Annotated in this window: 16 protein-coding genes; 9 read left to right on the forward strand and 7 right to left on the reverse strand. The window is 72.1% G+C overall.

What is annotated here, in order from left to right; all coding sequences use genetic code 11:
- Nucleotides 1-270 precede the first annotated feature (270 nt).
- From nirB to ABT160_RS39880, 6 genes are all read left to right on the forward strand, one after another.
- Nucleotides 271-3,000 (forward strand): nitrite reductase large subunit NirB, encoded by a 2,730-nt coding sequence (nirB, locus tag ABT160_RS39855; RefSeq protein ID WP_351653535.1) that lies wholly within the window; start codon nt 271-273, stop codon nt 2,998-3,000.
- A 242-nt stretch (nt 3,001-3,242) separates the two neighbouring features.
- A complete protein-coding gene (locus tag ABT160_RS39860; protein WP_351653537.1) occupies nt 3,243-4,664 on the forward strand; it encodes an MFS transporter in 1,422 nt (473 codons plus the stop codon).
- A gap of 249 nt (nt 4,665-4,913) precedes the next feature.
- The gene (locus tag ABT160_RS39865; protein ID WP_351653538.1) at nt 4,914-6,425 is read left to right on the forward strand and encodes an anaerobic C4-dicarboxylate transporter family protein; all 1,512 of its coding nucleotides are present in this window, start codon (nt 4,914-4,916) and stop codon (nt 6,423-6,425) included.
- 235 nt (nt 6,426-6,660) lie between these two features.
- Entirely contained in the window at nt 6,661-8,931 is a 2,271-nt protein-coding gene (pflB, locus tag ABT160_RS39870) for a formate C-acetyltransferase (protein WP_351653540.1), read from the forward strand.
- A 328-nt stretch (nt 8,932-9,259) separates the two neighbouring features.
- Entirely contained in the window at nt 9,260-10,159 is a 900-nt protein-coding gene (pflA, locus tag ABT160_RS39875) for a pyruvate formate-lyase-activating protein (protein WP_351653542.1), read from the forward strand.
- A 116-nt stretch (nt 10,160-10,275) separates the two neighbouring features.
- Nucleotides 10,276-10,494 carry a hypothetical protein gene (locus ABT160_RS39880; protein WP_351653544.1) on the forward strand — a complete coding sequence of 73 codons (219 nt, stop codon included), beginning with the start codon at nt 10,276-10,278 and terminating at the stop codon, nt 10,492-10,494.
- A gap of 25 nt (nt 10,495-10,519) precedes the next feature.
- Here ABT160_RS39880 and mscL read toward each other — a convergent pair whose 3' ends face one another.
- The 6 genes from mscL to ABT160_RS39910 form a co-directional block, all read right to left on the reverse strand.
- On the reverse strand, nt 10,520-10,999 hold the full coding sequence (gene mscL, locus ABT160_RS39885; RefSeq protein ID WP_502984387.1) for a large conductance mechanosensitive channel protein MscL: 480 nt from the start codon (nt 10,997-10,999) through the stop codon (nt 10,520-10,522).
- A gap of 111 nt (nt 11,000-11,110) precedes the next feature.
- Nucleotides 11,111-11,716: a hypothetical protein gene (locus ABT160_RS39890; protein ID WP_351653548.1), complete on the reverse strand. Its 606-nt coding sequence runs from the start codon at nt 11,714-11,716 to the stop codon at nt 11,111-11,113.
- Nucleotides 11,717-11,935: 219 nt separating this feature from the next.
- Nucleotides 11,936-12,802, reverse strand: a complete 867-nt coding sequence (locus tag ABT160_RS39895) for an S-methyl-5'-thioadenosine phosphorylase (RefSeq protein ID WP_351653549.1) — start codon at nt 12,800-12,802, stop codon at nt 11,936-11,938.
- Between the two features lie 171 nt (nt 12,803-12,973).
- Nucleotides 12,974-13,318: an FmdB family zinc ribbon protein gene (locus ABT160_RS39900; RefSeq protein ID WP_351653551.1), complete on the reverse strand. Its 345-nt coding sequence runs from the start codon at nt 13,316-13,318 to the stop codon at nt 12,974-12,976.
- Nucleotides 13,319-13,386: 68 nt separating this feature from the next.
- Nucleotides 13,387-14,676: an MFS transporter gene (locus tag ABT160_RS39905; RefSeq protein ID WP_351653553.1), complete on the reverse strand. Its 1,290-nt coding sequence runs from the start codon at nt 14,674-14,676 to the stop codon at nt 13,387-13,389.
- Between the two features lie 360 nt (nt 14,677-15,036).
- Nucleotides 15,037-16,599, reverse strand: coding sequence for a potassium/proton antiporter (locus ABT160_RS39910; RefSeq protein WP_351653574.1), 1,563 nt, complete (start codon nt 16,597-16,599; stop codon nt 15,037-15,039).
- Between the two features lie 227 nt (nt 16,600-16,826).
- On the opposite strand from ABT160_RS39910, the gene ABT160_RS39915 reads away from it, so the two are divergent.
- A complete protein-coding gene (locus ABT160_RS39915; RefSeq protein ID WP_351653554.1) occupies nt 16,827-19,568 on the forward strand; it encodes a penicillin acylase family protein in 2,742 nt (913 codons plus the stop codon).
- On the opposite strand, the gene ABT160_RS39920 is transcribed toward ABT160_RS39915, so the two are convergent.
- Nucleotides 19,555-20,151, reverse strand: a complete 597-nt coding sequence (locus tag ABT160_RS39920) for a 5-formyltetrahydrofolate cyclo-ligase (protein ID WP_351653556.1) — start codon at nt 20,149-20,151, stop codon at nt 19,555-19,557. The two genes, ABT160_RS39915 and ABT160_RS39920, sit on opposite strands and share 14 nt — an antisense overlap.
- 95 nt (nt 20,152-20,246) lie before the next feature.
- Here ABT160_RS39920 and galU point away from each other — a divergent pair, with 95 nt between their 5' ends.
- The gene (gene galU, locus ABT160_RS39925) at nt 20,247-21,149 is read left to right on the forward strand and encodes a UTP--glucose-1-phosphate uridylyltransferase GalU (RefSeq protein ID WP_351653557.1); all 903 of its coding nucleotides are present in this window, start codon (nt 20,247-20,249) and stop codon (nt 21,147-21,149) included.
- A 4-nt stretch (nt 21,150-21,153) separates the two neighbouring features.
- Entirely contained in the window at nt 21,154-22,449 is a 1,296-nt protein-coding gene (glp, locus tag ABT160_RS39930; RefSeq protein WP_351653559.1) for a molybdotransferase-like divisome protein Glp, read from the forward strand.
- Nucleotides 22,450-22,477: the final 28 nt, after the last annotated feature.

Here is a 22,477-nt window from a genome sequence, read left to right on the forward strand (position 1 = left end):
ACCGAGGCGAGGACGGTGGCGAAGTCGGCGTCGGCGCGGCCGAAGACGGGCGCCCCGGCCCGCCGCGCCACGTACAGCTCGCCCCAGGCCCGGCCCTGCCCGCACCTCGACGCTAACCCGCGCCACCCGCCCCGGGCGCGGCCGATGGCCCCGACGGTGCGGGCCCTAAGGCCCCTGCCCAGGGGCCCTTTACGGGCCCCGCGCGGGCCCGGCCGCGCCTACCGTCGAAAACGTCCCCGCATCCCCAGCGACGCCCCGAGTGAGGCCCCCATGGTGCAGACCCTCGTGCTCGTCGGCCACGGCATGGTCGGCCACCGCCTCCTGGAGGCCCTCGCCGAGCGCGGCGCGCTCATCGACCCCGACGACCCCGCGGGCCCCGGCTGGCAGGCCGTCGTCCTCGCCGAGGAGGACGTCGCCGCCTACGACCGGGTGCACCTGTCGTCCGCCTTCACCGGCACCGAACCCGGTGAACTGTCCCTGAGCACCCCGGAGTTCATCGCCGCGCACGGCATCGACCTGCGCCTGGGCGACCCGGCCGAGCACATCGACACCGCCACCCGCACGGTCACCACCACCTCCGGCGCCACCGTCGCCTACGACGCGCTGGTGCTGGCCACCGGCTCCTACCCGTTCGTCCCGCCGATCCCCGGCGCGGACGCCGAGGGCTGCTTCACGTACCGCACCCTCTACGACGTCGAGGCCCTCACCGCCTACGCAGCCGACCGCTCCAACGGCGTCGTCGTCGGCGGCGGCCTGCTCGGCCTGGAGGCCGCGGGCGCCCTGCGCACCCTCGGACTGACCACGCACGTCGTGGAGTTCGCGACCCGCCTGATGCCGCTGCAGGTCGACGACGGCGGCGCCGCCGCGCTGCGCGCCACCATCGAGTCCATGGGCGTCGCCGTGCACACCGGGGTCGGGGCCGGCGAGGTCGAGACCGACGCCGACGGGCGGGTGCGCGCCCTGAAGCTGTCCACCGGCGAGCGCGTCCACGCCGACCTGGTCGTCTTCTCCGCCGGGGTGCGCCCGCGCGACCGGCTGGCCCGCACCAGCGGCCTGGCCGTCGGCGACCGCGGCGGCGTCGTCGTCGACGAGCACTGCCGCACCACCGACCCGTACGTCTACGCCATCGGCGAGTGCGCCCAGACGGCCGACGGCCGGGTGTACGGCCTCGTCGCGCCCGGCTACCAGATGGCCGAGGCGGTCGCCGACGCGCTCGCGGGCGACGGCGGGGCCGTCTTCACCGGCGCCGACACCTCCACCAAGCTCAAGCTGCTCGGCGCCGACGTCGCCTCCTTCGGCGACCCCTTCGCCCAGCAGGCCACCGAGGTCGTCTTCTCCGACGGCCGCGAGGGCGTCTACAAGAAGCTGTTGCTCGGCCCCGAGGGCCAGCTGCTCGGCGGCATCCTGGTCGGCGACGCCGAGGCGTACGGCTCCCTCAAGCCGCACGCCGGGCGCCAACTGCCCGCCCCCGCCGAGGCGTTCATCCTGCCGGCGAGCGGGGGAGCGCCGGTCGGCGCGGACGCGCTGCCCGACGACGCGGTCGTCTGCTCCTGCCACAACGTCACCAAGGGCGCGGTCCGCGCCGCCGTCGCCGAGCACGGCCTGACCGACGTCGGCGGCGTCAAGCGCTGCACCAAGGCCGGCACCGGCTGCGGCGGCTGCCTGCCCACCCTCCAGGCCGTCCTGGAGGACTGCGGCGTGGAGAAGCCGCGCGGCCTGTGCGAGCACTTCCCCGAGCTGGGCCGCGCCCAGATCTACGAGCTGATCCGCACCGAACGCATCCGCTCCTACACCGAACTGATGGAGCGTCACGGCAGCGGCGGCGAGGGCTGCACCGTCTGCAAGCCCGTCGTCGGCAACGTCCTGGGCACCCTCGCCCCCGAACTCGGCCTGACCCACGTCCTGCAGGGCGAGCAGGCGGCCCTCCAGGACTCCAACGACCTCTTCCTCGCCAACCTCCAGAAGGACGGCACCTACTCCGTCGTCCCGCGCGTCCCCGGGGGCGAGATCACCCCCGAGCAGCTGATCGTCATCGGCGAGGTCGCCCGCGACCACGGCCTCTACACCAAGATCACCGGCGGCCAGCGCATCGACCTGTTCGGCGCGAAGAAGACCGAACTCCCCGGCATCTGGCGGCGCCTGATCGACGCTGGCTTCGAGTCCGGGCACGCCTACGGCAAGTCGCTGCGCACCGTGAAGTCCTGCGTCGGGTCCAAGTTCTGCCGCTTCGGCCAGGGCGACTCCGTCCAGCTCGCCATCGACCTGGAGCTGCGCTACCGCGGCCTGCGCGCCCCGCACAAGCTCAAGGGCGGCGTCTCCGGCTGCCTGCGCGAGTGCGCCGAGGCCCGCGGCAAGGACATCGGCGTCATCGCCACCGCCGGCGGCTGGAACCTGTACGTGTGCGGCAACGGCGGCACCAACCCCCGCCACGCCGACCTGCTCGCCTCCGACCTGGACGCGGGCGCCCTGTTCCGGCTCATCGACCGCTTCCTCATGTACTACCTGCGCACCGGCGAGCGCCTGGAGCGCACCGCGGCCTGGCTGGAGCGCCTGGACGGCGGCCTGGACCACCTCAAGGAGGTCCTGGTCGAGGACTCCCTGGGCATCTGCGCCGACCTGGAGGCCCAGATGGAGCGGCACGTGGCCGCCTACCGCGACGAGTGGCGGGCCGTCCTGGAGGACCCCGAGGCGCTGGCCCGCTTCGGCCCGCACACCGGCGGCGTGGACTTCCTGGAGCCGGGCCGCGGCCGCACCGCCGTCCTGGCCGACGGCACCGAGGCCGCCCTGTTCAAGGACCGCGACGGCGCGGTGTACGCGGTCGGCAACCGCGACCCGTACTCCGGCACCGACGTGATCGCCGACGGCATCATGGGCACCCGCGACGGGGTGCCCGTGGTGGCCTCCCCGATGCACAAGCAGGAGTTCGACCTGCGCACCGGCGTCAGCCTCGACGACGACGCGGTACGCCTGCCGGTCCTGGACGTGCCCGCGGGCGCCTGAGCGGGACCGCACCCGGGCCCGGCACCGCCGCCGGGCCCGGGTGCGGCACACCCGTACCGCTGCGCCGCCCGTGCGCCCGGTCCGTACGGCACGCCCGCGGGGGACCTTCGTACGCGCTGGTAGCCGGACCTTGGTAGCCCCGGGTGACGACCATCGGCCCTGACGGCACCCTTATGTCCGCGCGCACCCTGGAAGGGCAGCACCCGAACCGGGTGGACCCGCACAAACCCCAGGGAAGCGACATGAGTTCCGCAGTCCAGGACAGTCGCACGACGGACGGTTCCGTCGCGTCGTACGACACGGAGCAGTACCGACCCGGCAGGACGATCACCGCCTGGGAGCCCGAGAACGAGCTCTTCTGGAAGTCCATCGGCAAGCGGGTCGCCACCCGCAACCTCTGGATCGCGGTCCCTGCCCTCCTGGTCGCCTTCGTCGTCTGGCAGGTCTGGAGCGTCACCGCCACCAACCTCAAGGACGTCGGCTTCGGCTACAGCACCTCGCAGCTGTTCTGGCTGACCGCCATCCCCGGCCTCACCGGCGGCACCGCCCGGATCTTCTACACCTTCCTCGGCCCCATGGTCGGCCAGCGCCGCTTCACGGCCCTGTCCACGGTCGTCCTGATCGTCCCGCTGATCTGGCTCGGCATCGCCATCCAGGACCCGTCGACCTCGTACGGCACCATGGTCGCCATCGCCGCCCTCTGCGGCATCGGCGGCGCCAACTTCGCCTCCTCGCTGGCCAACATCGGCTTCTTCTTCCCCAAGGGCGAGAAGGGCAACGCCACCGGCATCAACGGCGGCCTCGGCAACCTCGGCGTCTCCGTCGTCCAGCTGCTCACCCCCATCGTGATCACCTGGTCGACCATCGCCATCGGCACCGCCCAGCACAAGCCCAACGGCTCCGCCGTCTACCTGCAGAACGCCGCGTTCCTCTGGGTCCCCGTCCTGATCGTCCTCGCCGCCGTCGCCTGGTTCGGCCAGAACGACCTCAAGGTCGCCTCCACCCCGTTCAGCCAGCAGAAGGTCATCTTCAAGCGCAAGCACAACTGGCTGATGACCTGGCTGTACGTCGGCACCTTCGGCTCCTTCATCGGCTTCGCCGCCGCCCTGCCGATGCTGATCAAGACCACCTTCCCGGACTACTCCGTCGCCACCTACGCCTGGATGGGCCCCGCCGTCGGCGCCCTCGCCCGCTGGGCCGGCGGCTGGATCGCCGACAAGCTCGGCGGCGCGCGCGTCACGATCATCTCCTTCGTCGGCATGGCCCTGTCGATCATCGGCGTGATCAACTTCCTGCCCGCGGGCTCCGACGGCGGCAGCTTCTACGGCTTCTTCGCCTGCTTCCTCGCCGCGTTCTTCTTCTCCGGCATCGGCAACGGCTCCACCTTCCGCCAGATCCCGGTCATCTTCCGCAGCCACCACCTCAAGGGCCTCACCGAAGGCACCCCCGAGTACGCCAAGGCCCTCAAGCAGGCCGAGATGGAGTCCGGCGCCGTCACCGGCTTCACCTCCGCCATCGCGGCCTACGGCTTCTTCTTCATCCCGGCCCTCTTCGGCTCCGTGGCCGTGACCAGCGCGATGTGGGGCTTCGTCGCCTTCTACGCCAGCTGCGTCCTGGTCACCTGGTACTTCTACGCCCGCAAGTCGGCCGAAGCGCCGAGCTGACCCGGCCCGCCCGGGACGGCACGACCGAAGGGCCCCGGTTCACCGGGGCCCTTCGCGCTGCCCGGGGGCGCGGCCCGGCCCGTCCGGTGCGAGCGCCCCTGCCCGTACGGCCCGCCCCGGCCGCGTACTTCCCCGTACGGCCCTCACCCGGCCCGTACTCCACCGCCCGCGCTCCACCACCCGCTCCACCGCCCGTACGCGCACGACGGGCGCCCCCACACCCCCGCGCACCGCCCGAAGGTCCCCCACATGATCAGCATGCTGCTCCAACTCGCCGTCATGGTCGGCGCCATCGCCCTCGGCTCCCGCAAGGGCGGCGTCGGCATGGGACTGTGGGGCGCCGTCGGCGTCTTCGTCCTCGCCACCGTCTTCGGCGTCGCCCCCGCCGACACCAGCGGCATCGTCGACGTCATGCTGATCATCCTCGCCGTCATCATGGCCGCCGCCGCCATGGAGGCCGCCGGGGGCATCGACTTCCTGGTGGGCGTCGCCGAACGCGCCATCCGCCGCAACCCCGCCCGGGTCACCTTCATCGCCCCGCTCGTCTCCTGGGCCTTCACCCTCGGCGCGGGCACCGCGCACGTCTTCTACCCGCTGCTCCCCGTCATCCACGACGTCGCCCGCGAGGGCGGGGTGCGCCCCGAACGGCCCATCGCCGTCTCCTCCATCGCCGCCACCGTCGGCATCACCGCCAGCCCCGTCTCCGCCGCCATGGCCGCGATGATCGTGATGTTCGACGGGGACGGCTGGGGGCTGCCGAAGATCATGGCGGTCGCGGTGCCCTCCACCCTGGTCGGCGTCCTGGTCGCCGCCGCCGTCCAGACCCGCGTCGGCAAGCCGCTCGACCAGGACCCCGAGTACCGGCGACGGCTCGCGGCGGGGGAGCTGGAGCCGGTGGCCCCGACGGGCGCCCAGGCCTCTCTGGGAGCCCAGGCCTCTGCGGGCGCCCCGGCCTCTGTGGGCGTCCCGGCCATCGCGTCGGGAGCCCAGGCCATCGCGCCGGGCGCCCAGGCCTCTCTGGGAGCCCAGGCCTCTGCGGGCGCCCCGCTCTCCGCGCCGGGAGCCCAGGCCTCTGCGGGCGCCCCGCTCTCCGCGCCGGGCGCCCCCGCCCCCCGCCCCCGGGCCAAGTGGGCGGCGTACCTCTTCCTCGCCGGGACCGTCGCCGTCGTCGTCAGCGGCCTCTTCCCGGCGCTGCGCCCCGGCGCCCCCGACGGCAAGGGCCCGCTCTCCATGCCCGCCACCATCGAGATCCTGATGATGGCCGTCGCCGCGCTGATCCTGCTGGTGTGCCGGGTCGACGCCAAGCAGGTCCCGGCCACCGACGTGGCCCGCTCCGGACTGGTGGCCGTGATCGGCGTCTTCGGGCTGTCCTGGCTCGGCCTGTCCTTCATCGGCGCCAACGAGCAGCGCATCACCGACGCCCTCGGCGGGATCGCCCGGTCCCAGCCGTGGTTCTTCGCGGTGATGCTGCTGGTGCTGTCCGCGCTGCTGTTCTCGCAGGCCACGACCACCAAGGCGCTGATGCCGCTGGGCCTGGCGCTGGGCATTCCCGTACCGCTGCTCATCGCGATGTGGCCGGCGGTCAACGGCTACTTCCTGCTGCCCACGTACGGCACCTTCATCGCGGCGATCAACTTCGACCGGACGGGGACGACGAGGGTGGGCCGGTTCGTGGTCAACCACTCGTTCATGATCCCCGGTCTGGTGACGGTGGTGAGCGCGGTGCTGACAGGGTTCGGGTTGGCGGAAGCGCTCGCCTGACCCCATGCTCGTACCGGATGGAAAATACTTGTGAATGCATTCACAAGCGAACTAAGGTCCAAAGTCCCGCGCAGAATGGCAGGTCAGGCGGGGTGCGCCCGCTTCCGCACCCCCGAGATCAGGACCTAGGGCCCGCAAACGGGGACCATCGCCGACCCTTTTGATCGATCAAAAGGAGTGCAATGGATACCAGCAAGCGAAAGCAGCGACGAAGCGATTTCGGAAGGTGCGAGCCATGAGTGCAGCTCCCGCGGAGACCACCGTGAACGGCGGAGCCTGGAACGGCTTCAAGGGCGGCCTGTGGCGCGACGCCATCGACGTCCGCGACTTCATCCAGCAGAACTACACGCCCTACGAGGGCGACGACTCCTTCCTCGCCGGACCCACCGAGCGCACCACCGCCGTGTGGAAGGCCATCACGGACAAGTTCCCCGAGGAGCGCGCCAAGGGCGTCTACGACGTCGCGTACGACGTCCCCGCCACGATCACCGCCCACGCCCCCGGCTACATCGACCGGGACAAGGACCTGATCGTCGGCCTGCAGACCGACGCGCCGCTCAAGCGCGCGATCATGCCCTACGGCGGCTGGCGCATGGTCGCCGGAGCCCTGGAGACCTACGGCTACCCCGTCTCCGCCGAGCTGGAGAAGGTCTTCACCGAGTACCGCAAGACCCACAACGCCGGAGTCTTCGACGCGTACACCCCCGAGATCCGCGCCGCCCGCAAGGCCGGCATCGTCACCGGACTGCCCGACGCCTACGGCCGCGGCCGCATCATCGGCGACTACCGCCGCGTCGCCCTCTACGGCGTCGACCGCCTCATCGAGGTCAAGAAGCAGGAGAAGGACGAGCTCAACGCCATGCCCGCGGGCAACCGCCCGCTGGAGGAGACCATCCGGCTGCGCGAGGAGCTCTCCGAGCAGATCCGCGCCCTCGGCGAGCTCAAGGCCATGGCCGCCTCCTACGGCCACGACATCTCCGGCCCCGCCACCACCGGCCGCGAGGCCATCCAGTGGCTGTACTTCGCCTACCTCGCCGCCGTGAAGGAGCAGAACGGCGCGGCCATGTCGCTCGGCCGCACCTCCACCTTCGTCGACGTCTACCTGCAGCGCGACATCGAGGCCGGCCTCCTCACCGAGGAGCAGGCCCAGGAGCTCGTCGACGACTTCATCATCAAGCTCCGCATCGTCCGCTTCCTGCGCACCCCCGAGTACGACGAGCTGTTCTCCGGCGACCCCACCTGGGTCACCGAGTCCATCGCCGGCATGGGCGAGGACGGCCGCCCGCTCGTCACCCGCACCTCCTTCCGCTACCTCCAGACCCTCTACAACCTCGGCCCGGCCCCCGAGCCGAACATGACGGTCTTCTGGTCGCCCCAGCTGCCCCAGGGCTTCAAGGAGTTCTGCGCCCGCGTCTCCATCGACACCTCGTCCGTCCAGTACGAGTCCGACGAGCTGATGCGCCCCCGCTTCGGCGACGACACCGCCATCGCCTGCTGCGTCTCCGCGATGCCCGTCGGCAAGCAGATGCAGTTCTTCGGCGCCCGCGTGAACCTCGCCAAGACCCTGCTGTACGCGATCAACGGCGGCCGCGACGAGAAGTCCGGCGCCCAGGTCGGCCCCGAGAGCGGCGCCATCACCGCCGAGGTCCTCGACTACGACGAGGTCATGGCCAAGTTCGACGAGCAGATGGAATGGCTCGCCAACGTCTACGTCCACGCCCTCAACGTCATCCACTACATGCACGACCGGTACGCCTACGAGCGCATCGAGATGGCGCTCCACGACCGCGACGTGCGCCGCACCATGGCCTGCGGCATCGCCGGCCTCTCCGTCGCCGCCGACTCCCTCGCCGCGATCAAGTACGCGAAGGTCACCGCCCACCGCGACGAGACCGGCCTGGCCACCGACTACACCATCGACGGCGAGTACCCCGCGTACGGCAACAACGACGAGCGCGCCGACGAGATCGCCGTGTGGCTGGTCGAGGAGTTCATGAAGAAGGTGCGCAAGCACCCGACCTACCGCGATGCCGAGCACACCCAGTCCGTCCTGACGATCACCTCCAACGTCGTGTACGGCAAGAAGACCGGCAACACCCCCGACGGCCGCCGCGCCGGCGAGCCGTTCTCCCCGGGCGCCAACCCGATGAACGGCCGCGACACCCACGGCTACGTCGCCAGCGCCCTGTCGGTCGCCAAGCTCCCGTACGAGGACGCCGAGGACGGCATCTCGCTGACCAACACCGTCACCCCCGACGGCCTGGGCCGCACCCCCGAGGAGCGGATCAAGAACCTGGCGGGCGTGCTGGACGGCTACATGGCCTCCGACGGCTTCCACATGAACGTCAACGTCCTCAACCGCGACGTGCTGATGGACGCCATGGAGCACCCGGAGAACTACCCGCAGCTGACCATCCGGGTCTCGGGCTACGCGGTCAACTTCGTCCGCCTCACCCGCGAGCAGCAGCTCGACGTCCTCAACCGCACCTTCCACGGCGCCCTCTGACGCCACCCCCATCCGGCACCCGGGCGCCGGAGACCGGGAGACCGGGAGGTCGGGTCCCGCGAGGGGCCCGACCTCGGCAGCCGGGGCCCGCAAAGGCTCCGGAACCCCGACCCGGGGCCCGTGCAGGGCCCCGGAACCCGGCTCTCGTCCGCGAGAGCCCCACGAGCCGCGCGGCCCGGAGCGAACCCTCACTTCCTCCGGGACCGCGCGACACCAAGGGGCGGGGGACACGGCCCGGGGATCTGGGGGGGGGGCTTCCCCCCGCCCCCGGCCCCGCCCCTCCCGCCCCCGCCCCACCCTCCGCCCGTCCACCCAGGAGGTCCCTGCCATGGCCGTTCTCCTCGGTCCCGACATCCCCGTCAGGCCGCTCGTCCCGGTCGCCGGCGACACCGCGCCCGTCTTCGACGACGACGCCGCGTGCGTGGCCCCCGCGGACACCCCGGCCGCCCCCGCCGGAGCCTGTCCGTCCACCCCCGCGGCGGCCGCCACGCTCCGGCCGAGCGAGGGCTCGGTGCACTCCTGGGACCTGTCCACCGGCGTCGACGGCCCCGGCACCCGCTTCGTGACGTTCCTGTCGGGCTGCCCGCTGACCTGTCTGTACTGCCACAACCCCGACACCTGGCGGATGCGCAACGGGCGGCGCACCTCCGCCGACGCCGTGATCGCCGAGGCCTCCAAGTACACGAAGTTCATCGCCGCCTCGGGCGGCGGTGCCACGATCTCCGGCGGCGAGCCGCTGCTCCAGCCGGTCTTCGCGGGCGAGCTGCTGCACCGGATGAAGCACGAGCTCGGTCTGCACACGGCCCTCGACACCTCGGGCTTCCTGGGCGCCCGCGCCACCGACGCGCTGCTGCGGGACGTCGACCTGGTGCTGCTCGACATCAAGTCGTGGGACCCGCAGACGTACCAGAAGGTGACCGGCCGCCCCCTCCAGCCGACGCTGGACTTCGCGCGGCGCCTGGCGGACCTGGGCAAGGAGGTCCACGTCCGCTTCGTGCTCGTGCCCGGTCTGACGGACGCCCCGGAGAACGTCGCGGGCGTCGCCTCCTTCGCCGCCTCCCTGGGCAACGTCGCGCGCGTCGACGTCCTGCCCTTCCACAAGCTCGGCGAGGCCAAGTGGGAGGCGCTGGACAAGGAATTCACCCTGCACGACACCCCGTCGCCCTCCCCGGAGCGGGTCGCCGAGGTCAAGGCGGTCTTCGCGGCCGAGGGCCTGAACGCGGTCTGACCCCCGTGCCCCGGGCCGTGCCCCCGCCGTCTCCCTCCGCGTCCTGCTCCCCGCCCCGGCCCCCTTCGCCGCAGCCGCCCCCGGTGGCCGCGGCGCGGGCGCCGTACCCTGGAGGCATGAGCACCACCCCCGACCACGAAGGACCGCGCGAGCCCGGCCAGCAGGGCCCCGGGGCGGCGGCGAAGCCCCAGGCCCGGCCGAAGCTGGTCTTCGACGACCCGCTGGACCAGCAGTCGTCGGACGACACGGACCGCGGGTGGGGCGAGCGGCCCTCCGGCGACTCGGCCGCCGACCTGGCGCGCTTCCTCGACGAGAAGCCGCCCCACCACCTCTGATCCGCACCCTGGCGGCGGACCGCCGCTACGGGGCGCCGTGCCCCTGTCCGCGCTGCGAGACCAGCGCGTCGCGGATCTCCTTGAGCACCTCCAGCTCGCTGATCTCGATCGCCTCGATGGCGCCCTCCTTGGCCTTGTCCTGGGCGGCCTTGCGCGCCAGGTACTTGGCCATGGGCAGCACCATCAGGAAGTACACGACGGCGGCCGTGATCAGGAAGCTGAGGATGGCGCTGAGCACCGAGCCCCACATGATCGGGATGCCGCTGACCACGTCGCCGGTCTTGTCCAGGACGCACGGTCCCTTCAGGCAGGACCGGTAGCTGTCCAGGTCCTTGGTGCCGAAGGCGCCGACCAGCGGGTTGATGACGCCCTTCACCACCGCGTTCACGATGTTGGTGAACGCGGCGCCGATGACGACCGCGACCGCCAGGTCGATCACGTTCCCACGGGTGAGGAAGGCCTTGAAGCCCTCCAACAGGCTCTGCTTTTCCGGCTGGCTGGTCACCAGGCCGCCTTTCGTCGCATGTGCAGTTGGCGCAGCCATTACGCCCCGAAGGGTGCATAGGCGTCCAATCCGTACGTACGAACAGGTGACTTGACAGCGTGTCCGTGCGAATCAGCACAACGTCACCGCCAGTTGGGAGGTGGCACCCGCGCCCGCGAGCGCCGCGGCCGTCGCGCGCGGTACGGACAGCACCACCAGGGCGCCCCCCTCCGGCGGATCCGCCCCGGCCCCGGGCACCTCGGCCACCCGGGCCCCGGCCGCCACCACCCGGGCCGCGCCCCCGCCACCCGCCGCGGGACCGGCCGCCGCGATCACGTCGACCCGGTCGCCGGGGCGCAGCAGCCTGACCGTGGCCGCGTCGGCGATCCGCACCGGGGCGGACACCACCTCGACCGGCCGCCCGCGCCCGCCGCCGTCGGGCTCCCCGGGGGTCCCCGACGGTACGGGGGCGTGGGCGCGGGGGCCCGGGGCGCCGCTGTCGCGCGGCGCGGAGGCGGCCAGGGCGGCGGCGGTGACGGCCAGGCCCGCGACCACGGCGCGGCGCCTTCGGCGCACGGCCCGCCGCAGCCGGTGCCGCCCGCCGGAGACCCGCAGCGGGGCGAACTCGGGTACGGGGCACGGGCCGGGGACGGGCGCGGGCGAATGGGGGCAGCCGGGGGAGGCGGGGGAGTAGGAGGAGTACGGGGAGGAAGCGGGGGTGCGGGGCTGGGAGTTCACGGCGGCCACCACCAATCCGGTCTGTCGTGGAGCGGGTTCGGACCTTCACGATGCCCGGGATGCCGAAAGGCCGCAGTCGCCTGTGGACGACTGCGGCCTTGTGGAAAACTCCGTCACCCGTGAGGGGGACGCCCGCCTCCGGAGACCCGGAAACGCCGGCCTCCGGGGACCCGGAAACGCCCCGGGGACCCGGAAACACCCGCCCCCAGGGCTGCCCGGCTACGGCAGCTCGATCCCCAGGTCCCATCCCTCGTGCGCCCGGGTGCACAGGCAGTCCCGGTCCTCGGTCGCCGGCAGGGCGCGCACCGCGTCGAACAGCACCTCGCGCAGCCGCGACACGTTCTCGCCGAACACCTTCAGGACCTCGGTGTGCGAGACGCCCTCGCCGGTCTCCGCACCCGCGTCCAGGTCCGTCACCAGGGTCATGGACGTGTAGCAGAGGCCCAGTTCGCGGGCGAGGATCGCCTCGGGGTGGCCGGTCATGCCGACGACGGCCCAGCCGTTGGCCGCGTGCCAGCGCGACTCCGCGCGGGTGGAGAAGCGCGGGCCCTCGACGACCACGAGCGTGCCGCCGTCCACCGGCTCCCACGCGCGCCCGCGCGCCGCCGCCACGGCGGCCTTGCGGCCCTCGGGGCAGTACGGGTCGGCGAACGTCGTGTGCACGACGTTGGGCACCGTGCCGTCCGGCAGCGGCTCCCCGTCGAAGTAGGTGGCGGTGCGGGACTTGGTGCGGTCGACGAGCTGGTCGGGTACGAGCAGGGTCCCGGGGCCGTACTCGGGGCGCAGCCCGCCCACCGCGCACGGGCCGAGGACCTGGCGCACGCCCACGGAGCGCAGGGCCCACAGGTTGGCGCGGTAGTTGATCCGGTGCGGCGGCAGGTGGTGGCCGCGGCCGTGCCGGGGCAGGAAGGCGACCCGGCGCCCGGCGACCTCGCCGAGGAACAGGGAGTCGCTGGGGCTGCCGTAGGGGGTGTCGACCCGGACCTCGGTGACGTCGTCCAGGAAGGAGTAGAAGCCGGAGCCGCCGATGACGCCGATCTCGGCCTGCTGCGCGCCGCCCGCGCGCGCGTTCTCTGCGTTCGCCATGCCGGTCACACTATCCGCGCCGGTGCGAGCGCCTCCTCCGGGCGGCTTCCGGTCAGCCTCCCGGGCGGCCTCCGCGTACGCCGAAGGCCCCGGCATACGCACGCGTACGTACACCGGGGCCTTCGGACAGAAGCGCAGAAGCACAGAAGTGCTAAGGCACAGAAGTGCGGGTCAGGCAGCCGAACCCGAGCTCGACGAGCCCGACGTCGTCGACGAGGACGAAGCGGCGGGCTTCGACGTCGTGGAGGAGGACGAGGACGACGACGTCGAAGAAGTCGAAGAAGAAGACGTCGACGAGGACGACGAGCCCGACGACGCCGGCGTGCTGCTCGACGAGGAGCCGCGGCTGTCGTTGCGGTAGAAGCCGGAGCCCTTGAAGACGATGCCGACGGCCGAGAACACCTTCTTCAGGCGTCCCTTGCAGTTCGGGCACTCGGTCAGGGCGTCATCGGTGAACTTCTGCACCGCCTCGAGGCCCTCGCCGCATTCGGTGCACTGGTACTGGTAGGTCGGCACTTGTCTTCCTCCTGGCACTCTCACTCGATGAGTGCTAACGACGGTCCATAGTGACGTATTCCGCTCGCTCAGTCCACCGCCACCGGCACGCGGTGACCCACACCACGTGCCACCGTGCGCCCGCCGGTGCGCGGTACGAGGCGGGAGCGCAGGGTCAGGAGGGTGGCGAGGGCCAGTGCGGTTCCGGCCAGCGGGACGAGGAATCCCGCGTGCGAGCCGTAGCCGTCGGCGAGTCGTCCGGCGACCGTCACGGCCGCCGCCTGCCCGAGCGCGACGGCGCCCGTCAGCCAGGTGAAGGCCTCCGTGCGGGCCGACGCGGGCACCAGGGACTCCACCAGCGTGTAGCCGGTGATCAGGGCCGGGGCCATGCACAGGCCGACGACCAGGCCGAGCGCGCCGAGCAGCACCGGGGCGTGCGCGGTCCACAGCAGGGAGGCGGCGAGGGTCAGGCCGAGGTAGCCCAGGAGGAGGCGGCGGCGCGGGCCGGACTTCCAGGCGATGGCGCCGCAGGCGATGCCGGCGAGCATGTTGCCCGCGGCGAACACCCCGTACAGCACGCCGTTCACGCCGGGGTTGCCGATCTCCTCGGCGAAGGCGGTGAGCGAGACCTGCATTCCGCCGAAGACCGAGCCGATCCCGAGGAAGGCGATGGCGAGCACCCGCACGCCGGGCACCGAGAGGGCGGAGACGTGCTCCACGCGCGCGTGGGGGCTGTTCAGCCCGTGCGCGGGCTGGGTGCGCTTCTGCGCGGCGAACAGCAGGCCGCCGACGACCGTCAGGACGGCCTCGGTGGCCAGGCCCGCGGCGGGGTGGACGACGGTGCACAGCGTGGTGGCCAGGACGGGGCCGACCACGAAGGTGAACTCGTCGGTGACGGACTCGAAGGCCGCGGCGGTGCCCGCGAGCGGGGTCCCCTCCAGCTTGGCGGCCCAGCGGGCGCGCACCATGGGGCCGACCTGCGGCACCGAGGCGCCGGTGGGCACGGCCGCCGCGAAGAGCGCCCACAGGGGGGCGTCGGCGAGCGCGAGGGCGATCAGTGCGGCGACGGACGCCGCGTGCACCAGGACGCCGGGCAGCAGTACGGCGCGCTGGCCGAAGCGGTCGGCGAGCTTGCCGGTCTGCGGGGCGAACAGGGCCATGGCGACGCCGGTGACGGCGGCGACGGCGCCTGCGGTCCCGTACGAGCCGCTGGTGTGCTGGACCAGCAGCAGGATGCCGATGGTCAGCATGGCGAAGGGCTGGCGCGCGGCGAACCCGGGGATCAGGAACGACAGGGCGCCGGGGGTGCGCAGGAGCTGCCCGTAGCCGGGCCGTCGTGCGGCGGCGGCGCCGGAGTTCTTCGTGACCGTGGACTCCACGGTCCTTGCCTTTCTGCCGCCTGGTAGCGCTCCCCTGTGGGAGCAGCCGAGGGCTGTCCTCTTGCGCGGAACTGCGGTAGATGCCGCGCCCACTGCGAGGGCGCCGGCCGCCATACAATCGCGCCAGCCCTGCGTCAGGCAGAGTTGGTCGATCCGTCCGAAGTCCCGCATCCCGTGTGGAGGCGGCCGGACGAGCGTGATCATGATGATTGCGTACGACTCATGGTACAGGGGTCGGCGGATCTTGGCCTGAGAATCAGTCGATCGCGACCAGATCTCGCCTGTGATTAACGGGCCGTTCATCCTCGTCACCCACGGTTCGCAGCCCACTACCGTGCCTGCTTCGCCCCCCGTGGCCCGCTACCGCCCCCGCCCCGAAGCCCCCGGCCCGCCCCCGGACCCCGCGGAACCCTTGGACCCGGACGGCCCGGGGAGCCCGCCCGTGCCCAGCCAGCCCGCCAGCTTGCCGCCCTGGCCCACGGCCCGCAGACGGTGCTCCGCCGCGTCGCGCACCGGGTCCGTGGCGACCACGAGGAGCTCGTCCCCGCGCCGCAGCACGGTCGAGGGCAGCGGTACGAAGCTGGTGCCGTCCCGGACGACCAGGGTGACGGCCGCCCCGGCGGGCAGCCGCAGCTCGGCGACCTCCACGCCGTGCATCCGCGACTTCTCCGGGATCGCCACCGACAGCAGGTGCCCGCGCAGCCGCTCCAGCGGGGCGGACTCGATGCCGAGGTCGGTGGCCCCCGAGGAGTCGCCCAGCCGCAGGGCGCGGGCCAGCCAGGGCAGCGTGGGGCCCTGGATCAGGGTGTAGACCACGACGAGCACGAAGACGATGTTGAAGACCTTCTGGCTGCCCTCGATCCCGGACACCATCGGGATGGTCGCCAGGATGATGGGCACCGCGCCGCGCAGCCCGGCCCAGGACATCAGGGCCTGCTCGCGCCAGGGGATGCGGAAGGGCAGCAGGCTGACCAGCACCTCCAGCGGCCGGGCGACCATGGTCAGGACCAGGCCGACGATGACGGCGGGCCAGAAGTCGTCGACCAGCTCGTGCGGGGTGACCAGCAGGCCGAGCAGCACGAACATGCCGATCTGGGCGAGCCAGCCCAGGCCCTCGGCGAAGCCGCGGTTGGCGGGCGCGTGCGGCAGCTTGGCGTTGCCCAGGACCATCGAGGCCAGGTAGACCGCGAGGAAGCCGCTGCCGTGGGCCATGGCGCCGGCGGCGTACGCGGCGACGGCGATGGCCATGACGGCGATCGGGTAGAGGCCGGAGGCGGGCAGGGCGATGTGCCGCAGCCCGTAGGCGCCCAGGAAGCCGATCGCCAGGCCGAGGGCGGCGCCGATGGCGAGCTCCAGGGCGATCGTGCCGACCAGGACGTACCAGGAGTCCACCGGGCCGACCGTGGCGAACGCCACGACCAGGATGACCACGGGGGCGTCGTTGAAGCCGGACTCGGCCTCCAGGGTGCCGGTCACCCGCGCGGGCAGCGGCACCTTGCGCAGCACCGAGAAGACGGCCGCGGCGTCGGTGGAGGAGACGACGGCGCCGATCAGCAGCGCCTGGCGCCACTCCAGGCCGACCAGGTAGTGCGCTCCGGCGGCGGTGACGCCCACGCTCACCGCGACGCCGACGGTCGACAGCACGACCGCCGCGGGCAGCGCGGGTTTGATCTCCTTCCACTTGGTGCCCAGGCCGCCCTCGGCCAGGATCACGACAAGTGCGGCGTAGCCGATCACCTGCGTCAGTTCGGCGTCGTCGAAACGGACGTCGAAGATGCCGTCCTGGCCTATGGCCATCCCGATGCCCAGGTAGAGCAGCAGGCTGGGGAGCCCGCTCCGGGAGGAGATGCGCACCGCCGCGACGGCGACGAGCAGGACGAGCGAGCAGATGAACAGGAGCTCGTTGAGCTGGTGGACAGTCAGTGGCCGACCCTTTCCCTGCGGTGTGTGACGGACGTGCCGGATCGTTCCTCCGGCTCGACAGTACTTCGTTACCTTACCTAATCTTTTACGCTTCCTTGACGCCTCTTCCGGTATCAGGGAAGCCCGCGCGGAAGGCCTGTTGCACGGACCGGCGTCCGGGGCGGGGGAGAGCTGCGCCTATGGTTGCTCCAGCACTCCCGGACCAGCCTGCGCCTCGAAGGACAGCGATGCCCGCCAACACCACCGCCCCTCCTGCCGCGAAACCCGGCAAGAAGAAGAAGGGGCGCCGCGCCCGCCTGATCGTGCTCGTCCTGGTGCTGGCGTTGGTCGCGGGCATCGGCTACGGGGCGTACTGGAGCGTCAGTACGGTGCGCGCTTCCTTCCCGCAGACCTCCGGCACCGTCAAGGTGCCGGGACTGAGCGGACAGGTGGAGGTCAAGCGCGACTCCTACGGCATCCCGCAGATCTACGCCGACACCGACGAGGACCTGTTCCGCGCCCAGGGCTACGTCCAGGCGCAGGACCGCTTCTGGGAGATGGACGTCCGGCGCCACCTGACGTCCGGCCGGCTGTCGGAGATGTTCGGCAAGGGCCAGGTCGACACCGACGCGTTCCTGCGCACTCTCGGCTGGCGCCGGGTGGCGCAGCAGGAGTACGACACCAAGCTGTCGGCGAGCACGAAGAAGTACCTCCAGGCGTACGCGGACGGCGTCAACGCCTACCTCAAGGGCAAGTCGGGCCGGGACGTCTCGGTCGAGTACGCGGCGCTGGCCTTCGAGAACGACTACGAGATCGAGCCGTGGACGCCGGTGGACTCGGTGGCCTGGCTGAAGGCGATGGCCTGGGACCTGCGCGGCAACATGCAGGACGAGATCGACCGCTCGCTGATGACGAGCCGGCTCACCCAGGCGCAGATCAAGGAGCTGTACCCGGAGTACCCCTCCAAGCTGCACCAGCCGATCATGGACAAGGGCGCCGTGCGCGGCGGCAAGTTCGACCCGGAGGCCAAGGCGTCCTCGAACGCGGCGAACACCCCGCAGGGCGCCCAGCAGGGCGTGCGCACCCAGCTGTCGGCGTTGTCGAAGACGCTGGACGAGATCCCGGCGCTGCTCGGCCCGAACGGGCACGGCATCGGCTCCAACTCCTGGGTCGTCTCCGGCAAGTACACGACCACCGGCAAGCCGCTGCTGGCCAACGACCCGCACCTGGCGCCGCAGCTGCCCTCGCTCTGGTACCAGATGGGCCTGCACTGCCGTACGGTCTCGGCGTCCTGCGGCTTCGACGTGGCGGGCTACACGTTCTCCGGCATGCCCGGCGTGGTGATCGGCCACAACCAGGACATCGCCTGGGGCTTCACCAACCTGGGCGCCGACGTGACGGACCTGTACCTGGAGAAGGTCTCGGACTCGGGCTACGAGTACGACGGCAAGCAGCTGCCGTTCACCACCCGCGAGGAGGTCATCAAGGTCGCGGGCGGCTCCGACCGGAAGATCACCGTGCGGACCACGAACAACGGCCCGCTGGTCTCCGACCGCAGCTCCGAGCTGGAGAAGGTCGGGCAGAAGGCCCCGGTGACCAACAACGCCCCCGACCGCGCGGAGGGCTACGCGGTGGCGCTGCGCTGGACCGCGCTGGACCCGGGCACCACGATGGACGCCGTCTTCGAGCTGGACCGGGCCAAGGACTTCTCGGAGTTCCGCAAGGCGGCCTCGCACTTCGACGTGCCCTCGCAGAACCTGATCTACGCGGACGCCAAGGGCCCCGAGGGCCACATCGGCTACCAGGCGCCGGGCCGCATCCCGGTGCGCTCCAAGGACCACGACGGCACGATGCCGGCGCCGGGCTGGGACCCGAAGTACCGGTGGAAGAAGGACACGATCCCGTTCGAGGAGCTCCCCTACGAGGAGGACCCCGAGCGCGGCTACATCGTGACCGCCAACCAGGCCGTGGTCGACGAGGACGCCTACCCGTACCTGCTGACCAAGGACTGGGGCTACGGCTCGCGCAGCCAGCGGATCAACGACCTCATCGCGTCGAAGACCAAGGACGGCGGCAAGATCTCGACCGACGACATGCGCACCATGCAGATGGACAACAGCAGCGAGATCGCCAAGCTGCTGGTGCCCTACCTGAAGAAGATCGACATCTCGGACCCCTCGGTCCGCGAGGCGCAGAAGCTCCTGGAGACCTGGGACTACACCCAGGAGTCGGACTCGGCGGGCGCCGCGTACTTCAACGCGGTGTGGCGCAACGTGCTGAAGCTGGCGTTCGGCAACAAGCTGCCCAAGGAGCTGCGGGTGGAGGGCGAGTGCATCAACGTGCGCGCGACCGACGCCACGGGGCCGGTGGACGAGCAGAACAAGCTGGTGCGCGAGTGCGGCCAGCGCTCCGCCGACACCGCGCAGCCCGACGGCGGCGACCGCTGGTACGAGGTGGTGCGGCCGCTGCTGACGAAGGAGACGAGCGCCTGGTGGAAGACGGACGCCAGCCGCACCGATCCGGCCACCGAGACGCGTGACCAGCTGCTCGCGCGGGCCATGAAGGACGCCCGCTGGGAGCTGACGGCCAAGCTCGGCAAGGACGTCTCGACCTGGAACTGGGGCCGGCTGCACCAGCTGAACCTGCGCAACCAGACCCTCGGCACGGAGGGCCCGGCCTTCCTGCGGTACATGCTCAACCGCGGCCCGTGGAACCTGTCGGGCGGCGAGGCCGCGGTCAACGCGACCGGCTGGAACGCGGCGGGCGGCTACGGGGTCATCTGGGTGCCGTCCATGCGGATGGTGGTCAACGTCGGCGACTGGGACAAGTCCCGGTGGATCAACCTGACCGGCGCCTCGGGGCACGCGTACGACGCGCACTACACGGACCAGACCGAGAAGTGGGCCAAGGGCGAGCTGCTGGACTGGGCGTTCGGCAAGGAGGCCGTCGACAAGGCGACCCAGGACACGCTGGTGCTCACCAAGGAGTGAAGCGGGTGACGCCGGAGGGCGTCACCGCCGCGCGCACGGGGTGGTCGTGGGGTTCCGCAGGGACCTCCGCGACCACCTCGTCGTCGTACAGGAGCACCACCAGGGCGGCACGCGCGCGGTGGCGCTCCAGCCGGGCGAGCACGCGGTCGTACGAACCGCCGCCCCGCCCCAGCCGCAGCCCCCGCCCGTCCACCGCGAGCCCGGGCAGCAGCACCGCGTCCGCCGCGGCGACGGCGTCCGGCCCCAGCCGCGGCCCGGTGGGCTCCAGCAGGCCGCGACCGGCGCGTGCCAGGCTGTCGCGGCCGGCGTAGGCGGCCCAGTCCAGGTCGTTGTCGTCGAGCAGCACGGGCAGCAGGACGCGCACCCCGCGCGCGTGCAGCGCGTCGAGCAGCGCGCGGGTGCCGGGCTCGCGGCCGACCGACACGTACGCGGCGACGGTGCCGGCCCCGGCGAGCTCGGGGAGCTCCAGCGCGCGGCGGGCCAGCCGCTCCCCGGCCAGGGCGATGTCATCGCTGGTCAGAAGGGCTCGGGCGGCCAGGAGTCGGCGCCGCAGGGAGGCCTTGGGGGTCCCTTCGAAAATCATCGAAGACTCGCATTCCAGTTGAACCCGGCTTAATGAGAAGGAAGTTAACCGGAGAATCATCTTCCGTCAGATATCGAGCCGATATGGTGCTCGGCATGACTCAGTCGCACCCCAGGATCAGCAAGGCTGTCATCCCGGCCGCGGGGCTCGGTACCCGGTTCCTGCCCGCCACGAAGGCCACTCCCAAGGAGATGCTCCCGGTCGTCGACAAGCCTGCCATCCAGTACGTGGTCGAGGAGGCGGTGGGTGCCGGCCTCAACGACGTCCTCATGATCACCGGTCGTAACAAGCGTCCCCTTGAGGACCACTTCGACCGCAACCACGAGCTGGAGGAAGCCCTCCTCAAGAAGGGCGACAAGGAGCGGCTGGCCAAGGTCCAGCAGTCCAGCGACCTGGCGACCATGCACTACGTCCGCCAGGGCGACCCGCGCGGCCTGGGGCACGCGGTGCTGTGCGCGGCCCCGCACGTGGGCGACCAGCCGTTCGCGGTGCTGCTCGGTGACGACCTCATCGACCCGCGCGACCCGCTGCTCTCGCGGATGGTGGAGGTCCAGGAGCGCGAGGGCGGCAGCGTCATCGCGCTGATGGAGGTCGCGCCCGAGCAGATCCACCTGTACGGCTGCGCGGCGGTCGAGGCCACCGCCGAGGGTGACGTGGTTAGGGTGACCGACCTGATCGAGAAGCCGGACGTGCACGAGGCGCCCAGCAACTACGCGGTGATCGGCCGCTATGTACTGGACCCGTCCGTGTTCGACATACTGCGACGGACCGAGCCCGGCCGCGGCAACGAGATCCAGCTGACCGACGCTCTGCAGAAGCTCGCCGCGGACGAGAGCATCGGCGGCCCCGTGCACGGGGTCGTCTTCAAGGGCCGCCGCTATGACACCGGCGACCGGGGCGACTACCTGCGGGCGATTGTCAGACTCGCGTGCGAACGTGAGGACCTGGGTCCGGACTTCAGGTCCTGGCTCCGCAGTTACGTCGACGAGGAGATGTAGCACCTTGAGCAGCACGGCAACACCGCCCGACGGCCTGTGGTCGGTGGACGAGCACCTGGACGACATCCTCGCCACGGTCAAGCCGCTCGACCCCATCGAGCTGCAGCTGCCCGACGCCCAGGGCTGCGTCCTGGTCGAGGACGTCACGGTGCCGGTCGCGCTGCCGCCCTTCGACAACAGCTCCATGGACGGGTACGCGGTGCGGGTCGCCGACGTGGCGGGCGCCAGCGAGGAGTTCCCGGCCGTCCTGACCGTCATCGGCGACGTGGCGGCGGGCAGCGACGGCTCGCTCGCCGTCGGCCCCGGTGAGGCCGCCCGCATCATGACCGGCGCCCCGCTGCCGCCCGGCGCCGAGGCCGTCGTCCCGGTCGAGTGGACCGACGGCGGCACCGGCCAGGGCGCCGCCACCGGGATGCGCCCCGCCGGGGAGGCCCCCGAGGACGCCTCCGGCGAGGTCCGCGTGCACCGCCCCGCCGAGGCCGGGGCGCACGTGCGCGAGCGCGGCAGCGACGTCCAGGCGGGCGACCTGGCCCTGGAGGCGGGCACCGTGCTCGGCCCGCCGCAGATCGCGCTGCTGGCCGCGATCGGCCGGGGCACCGTGCAGGTGCGGCCGCGCCCGCGCGTGGTCGTGCTCTCCACCGGCAGCGAACTGGTGCAGCCCGGCGAGGAGCTGGCCGAGGGCCAGATCTACGACTCCAACAGCTTCGCCCTGTCCGCCGCCGCCCGGGACGCGGGCGCCATCGCCTACCGGGTCGGCGCGGTCACCGACGACGCCGACACCCTGCGCGCCACCGTCGAGGACCAGCTGATCCGCGCCGACCTGCTGGTCACCACGGGCGGCGTGAGCGTGGGGGCGTACGACGTGGTCAAGGAGGCGCTCAGCGCCGAGGGCCGGGTCGACTTCCGCAAGCTCGCCATGCAGCCGGGCAAGCCCCAGGGCTTCGGCTCGGTGGGCCCCGACCACACCCCGCTGCTCGCGCTGCCGGGCAACCCGGTCTCCTCGTACGTCTCCTTCGAGCTGTTCGTACGGCCCGCGATCCGCGCCCTGATGGGCCTGGAGGACCTGCACCGCCCGCGGGTGCGCGCCCGCCTGACGGGCCGGGAGCTGTCCTCGCCGCGCGGACGGCGCCAGTTCCTGCGCGGGAGGTACGACGCCGAGGAGGGTGCCGTCACCCCCGTGGGCGGATCCGGCTCCCACCTCATCGCGGCCCTCGCGCACGCCGACTGCCTGCTCGTGGTCCCCGAGGACACCACGGCGGTGGCCGTCGGCGAGGAGGTCGAAGTGGTCCTCCTCGGCTGAGCGCGCCCCGGTGGCGGTACCGTGTCGT

It is taken from the genome of Streptomyces sp. NPDC001941 (genome assembly GCF_040296945.1).
Lineage (GTDB): Bacteria > Actinomycetota > Actinomycetes > Streptomycetales > Streptomycetaceae > Streptomyces.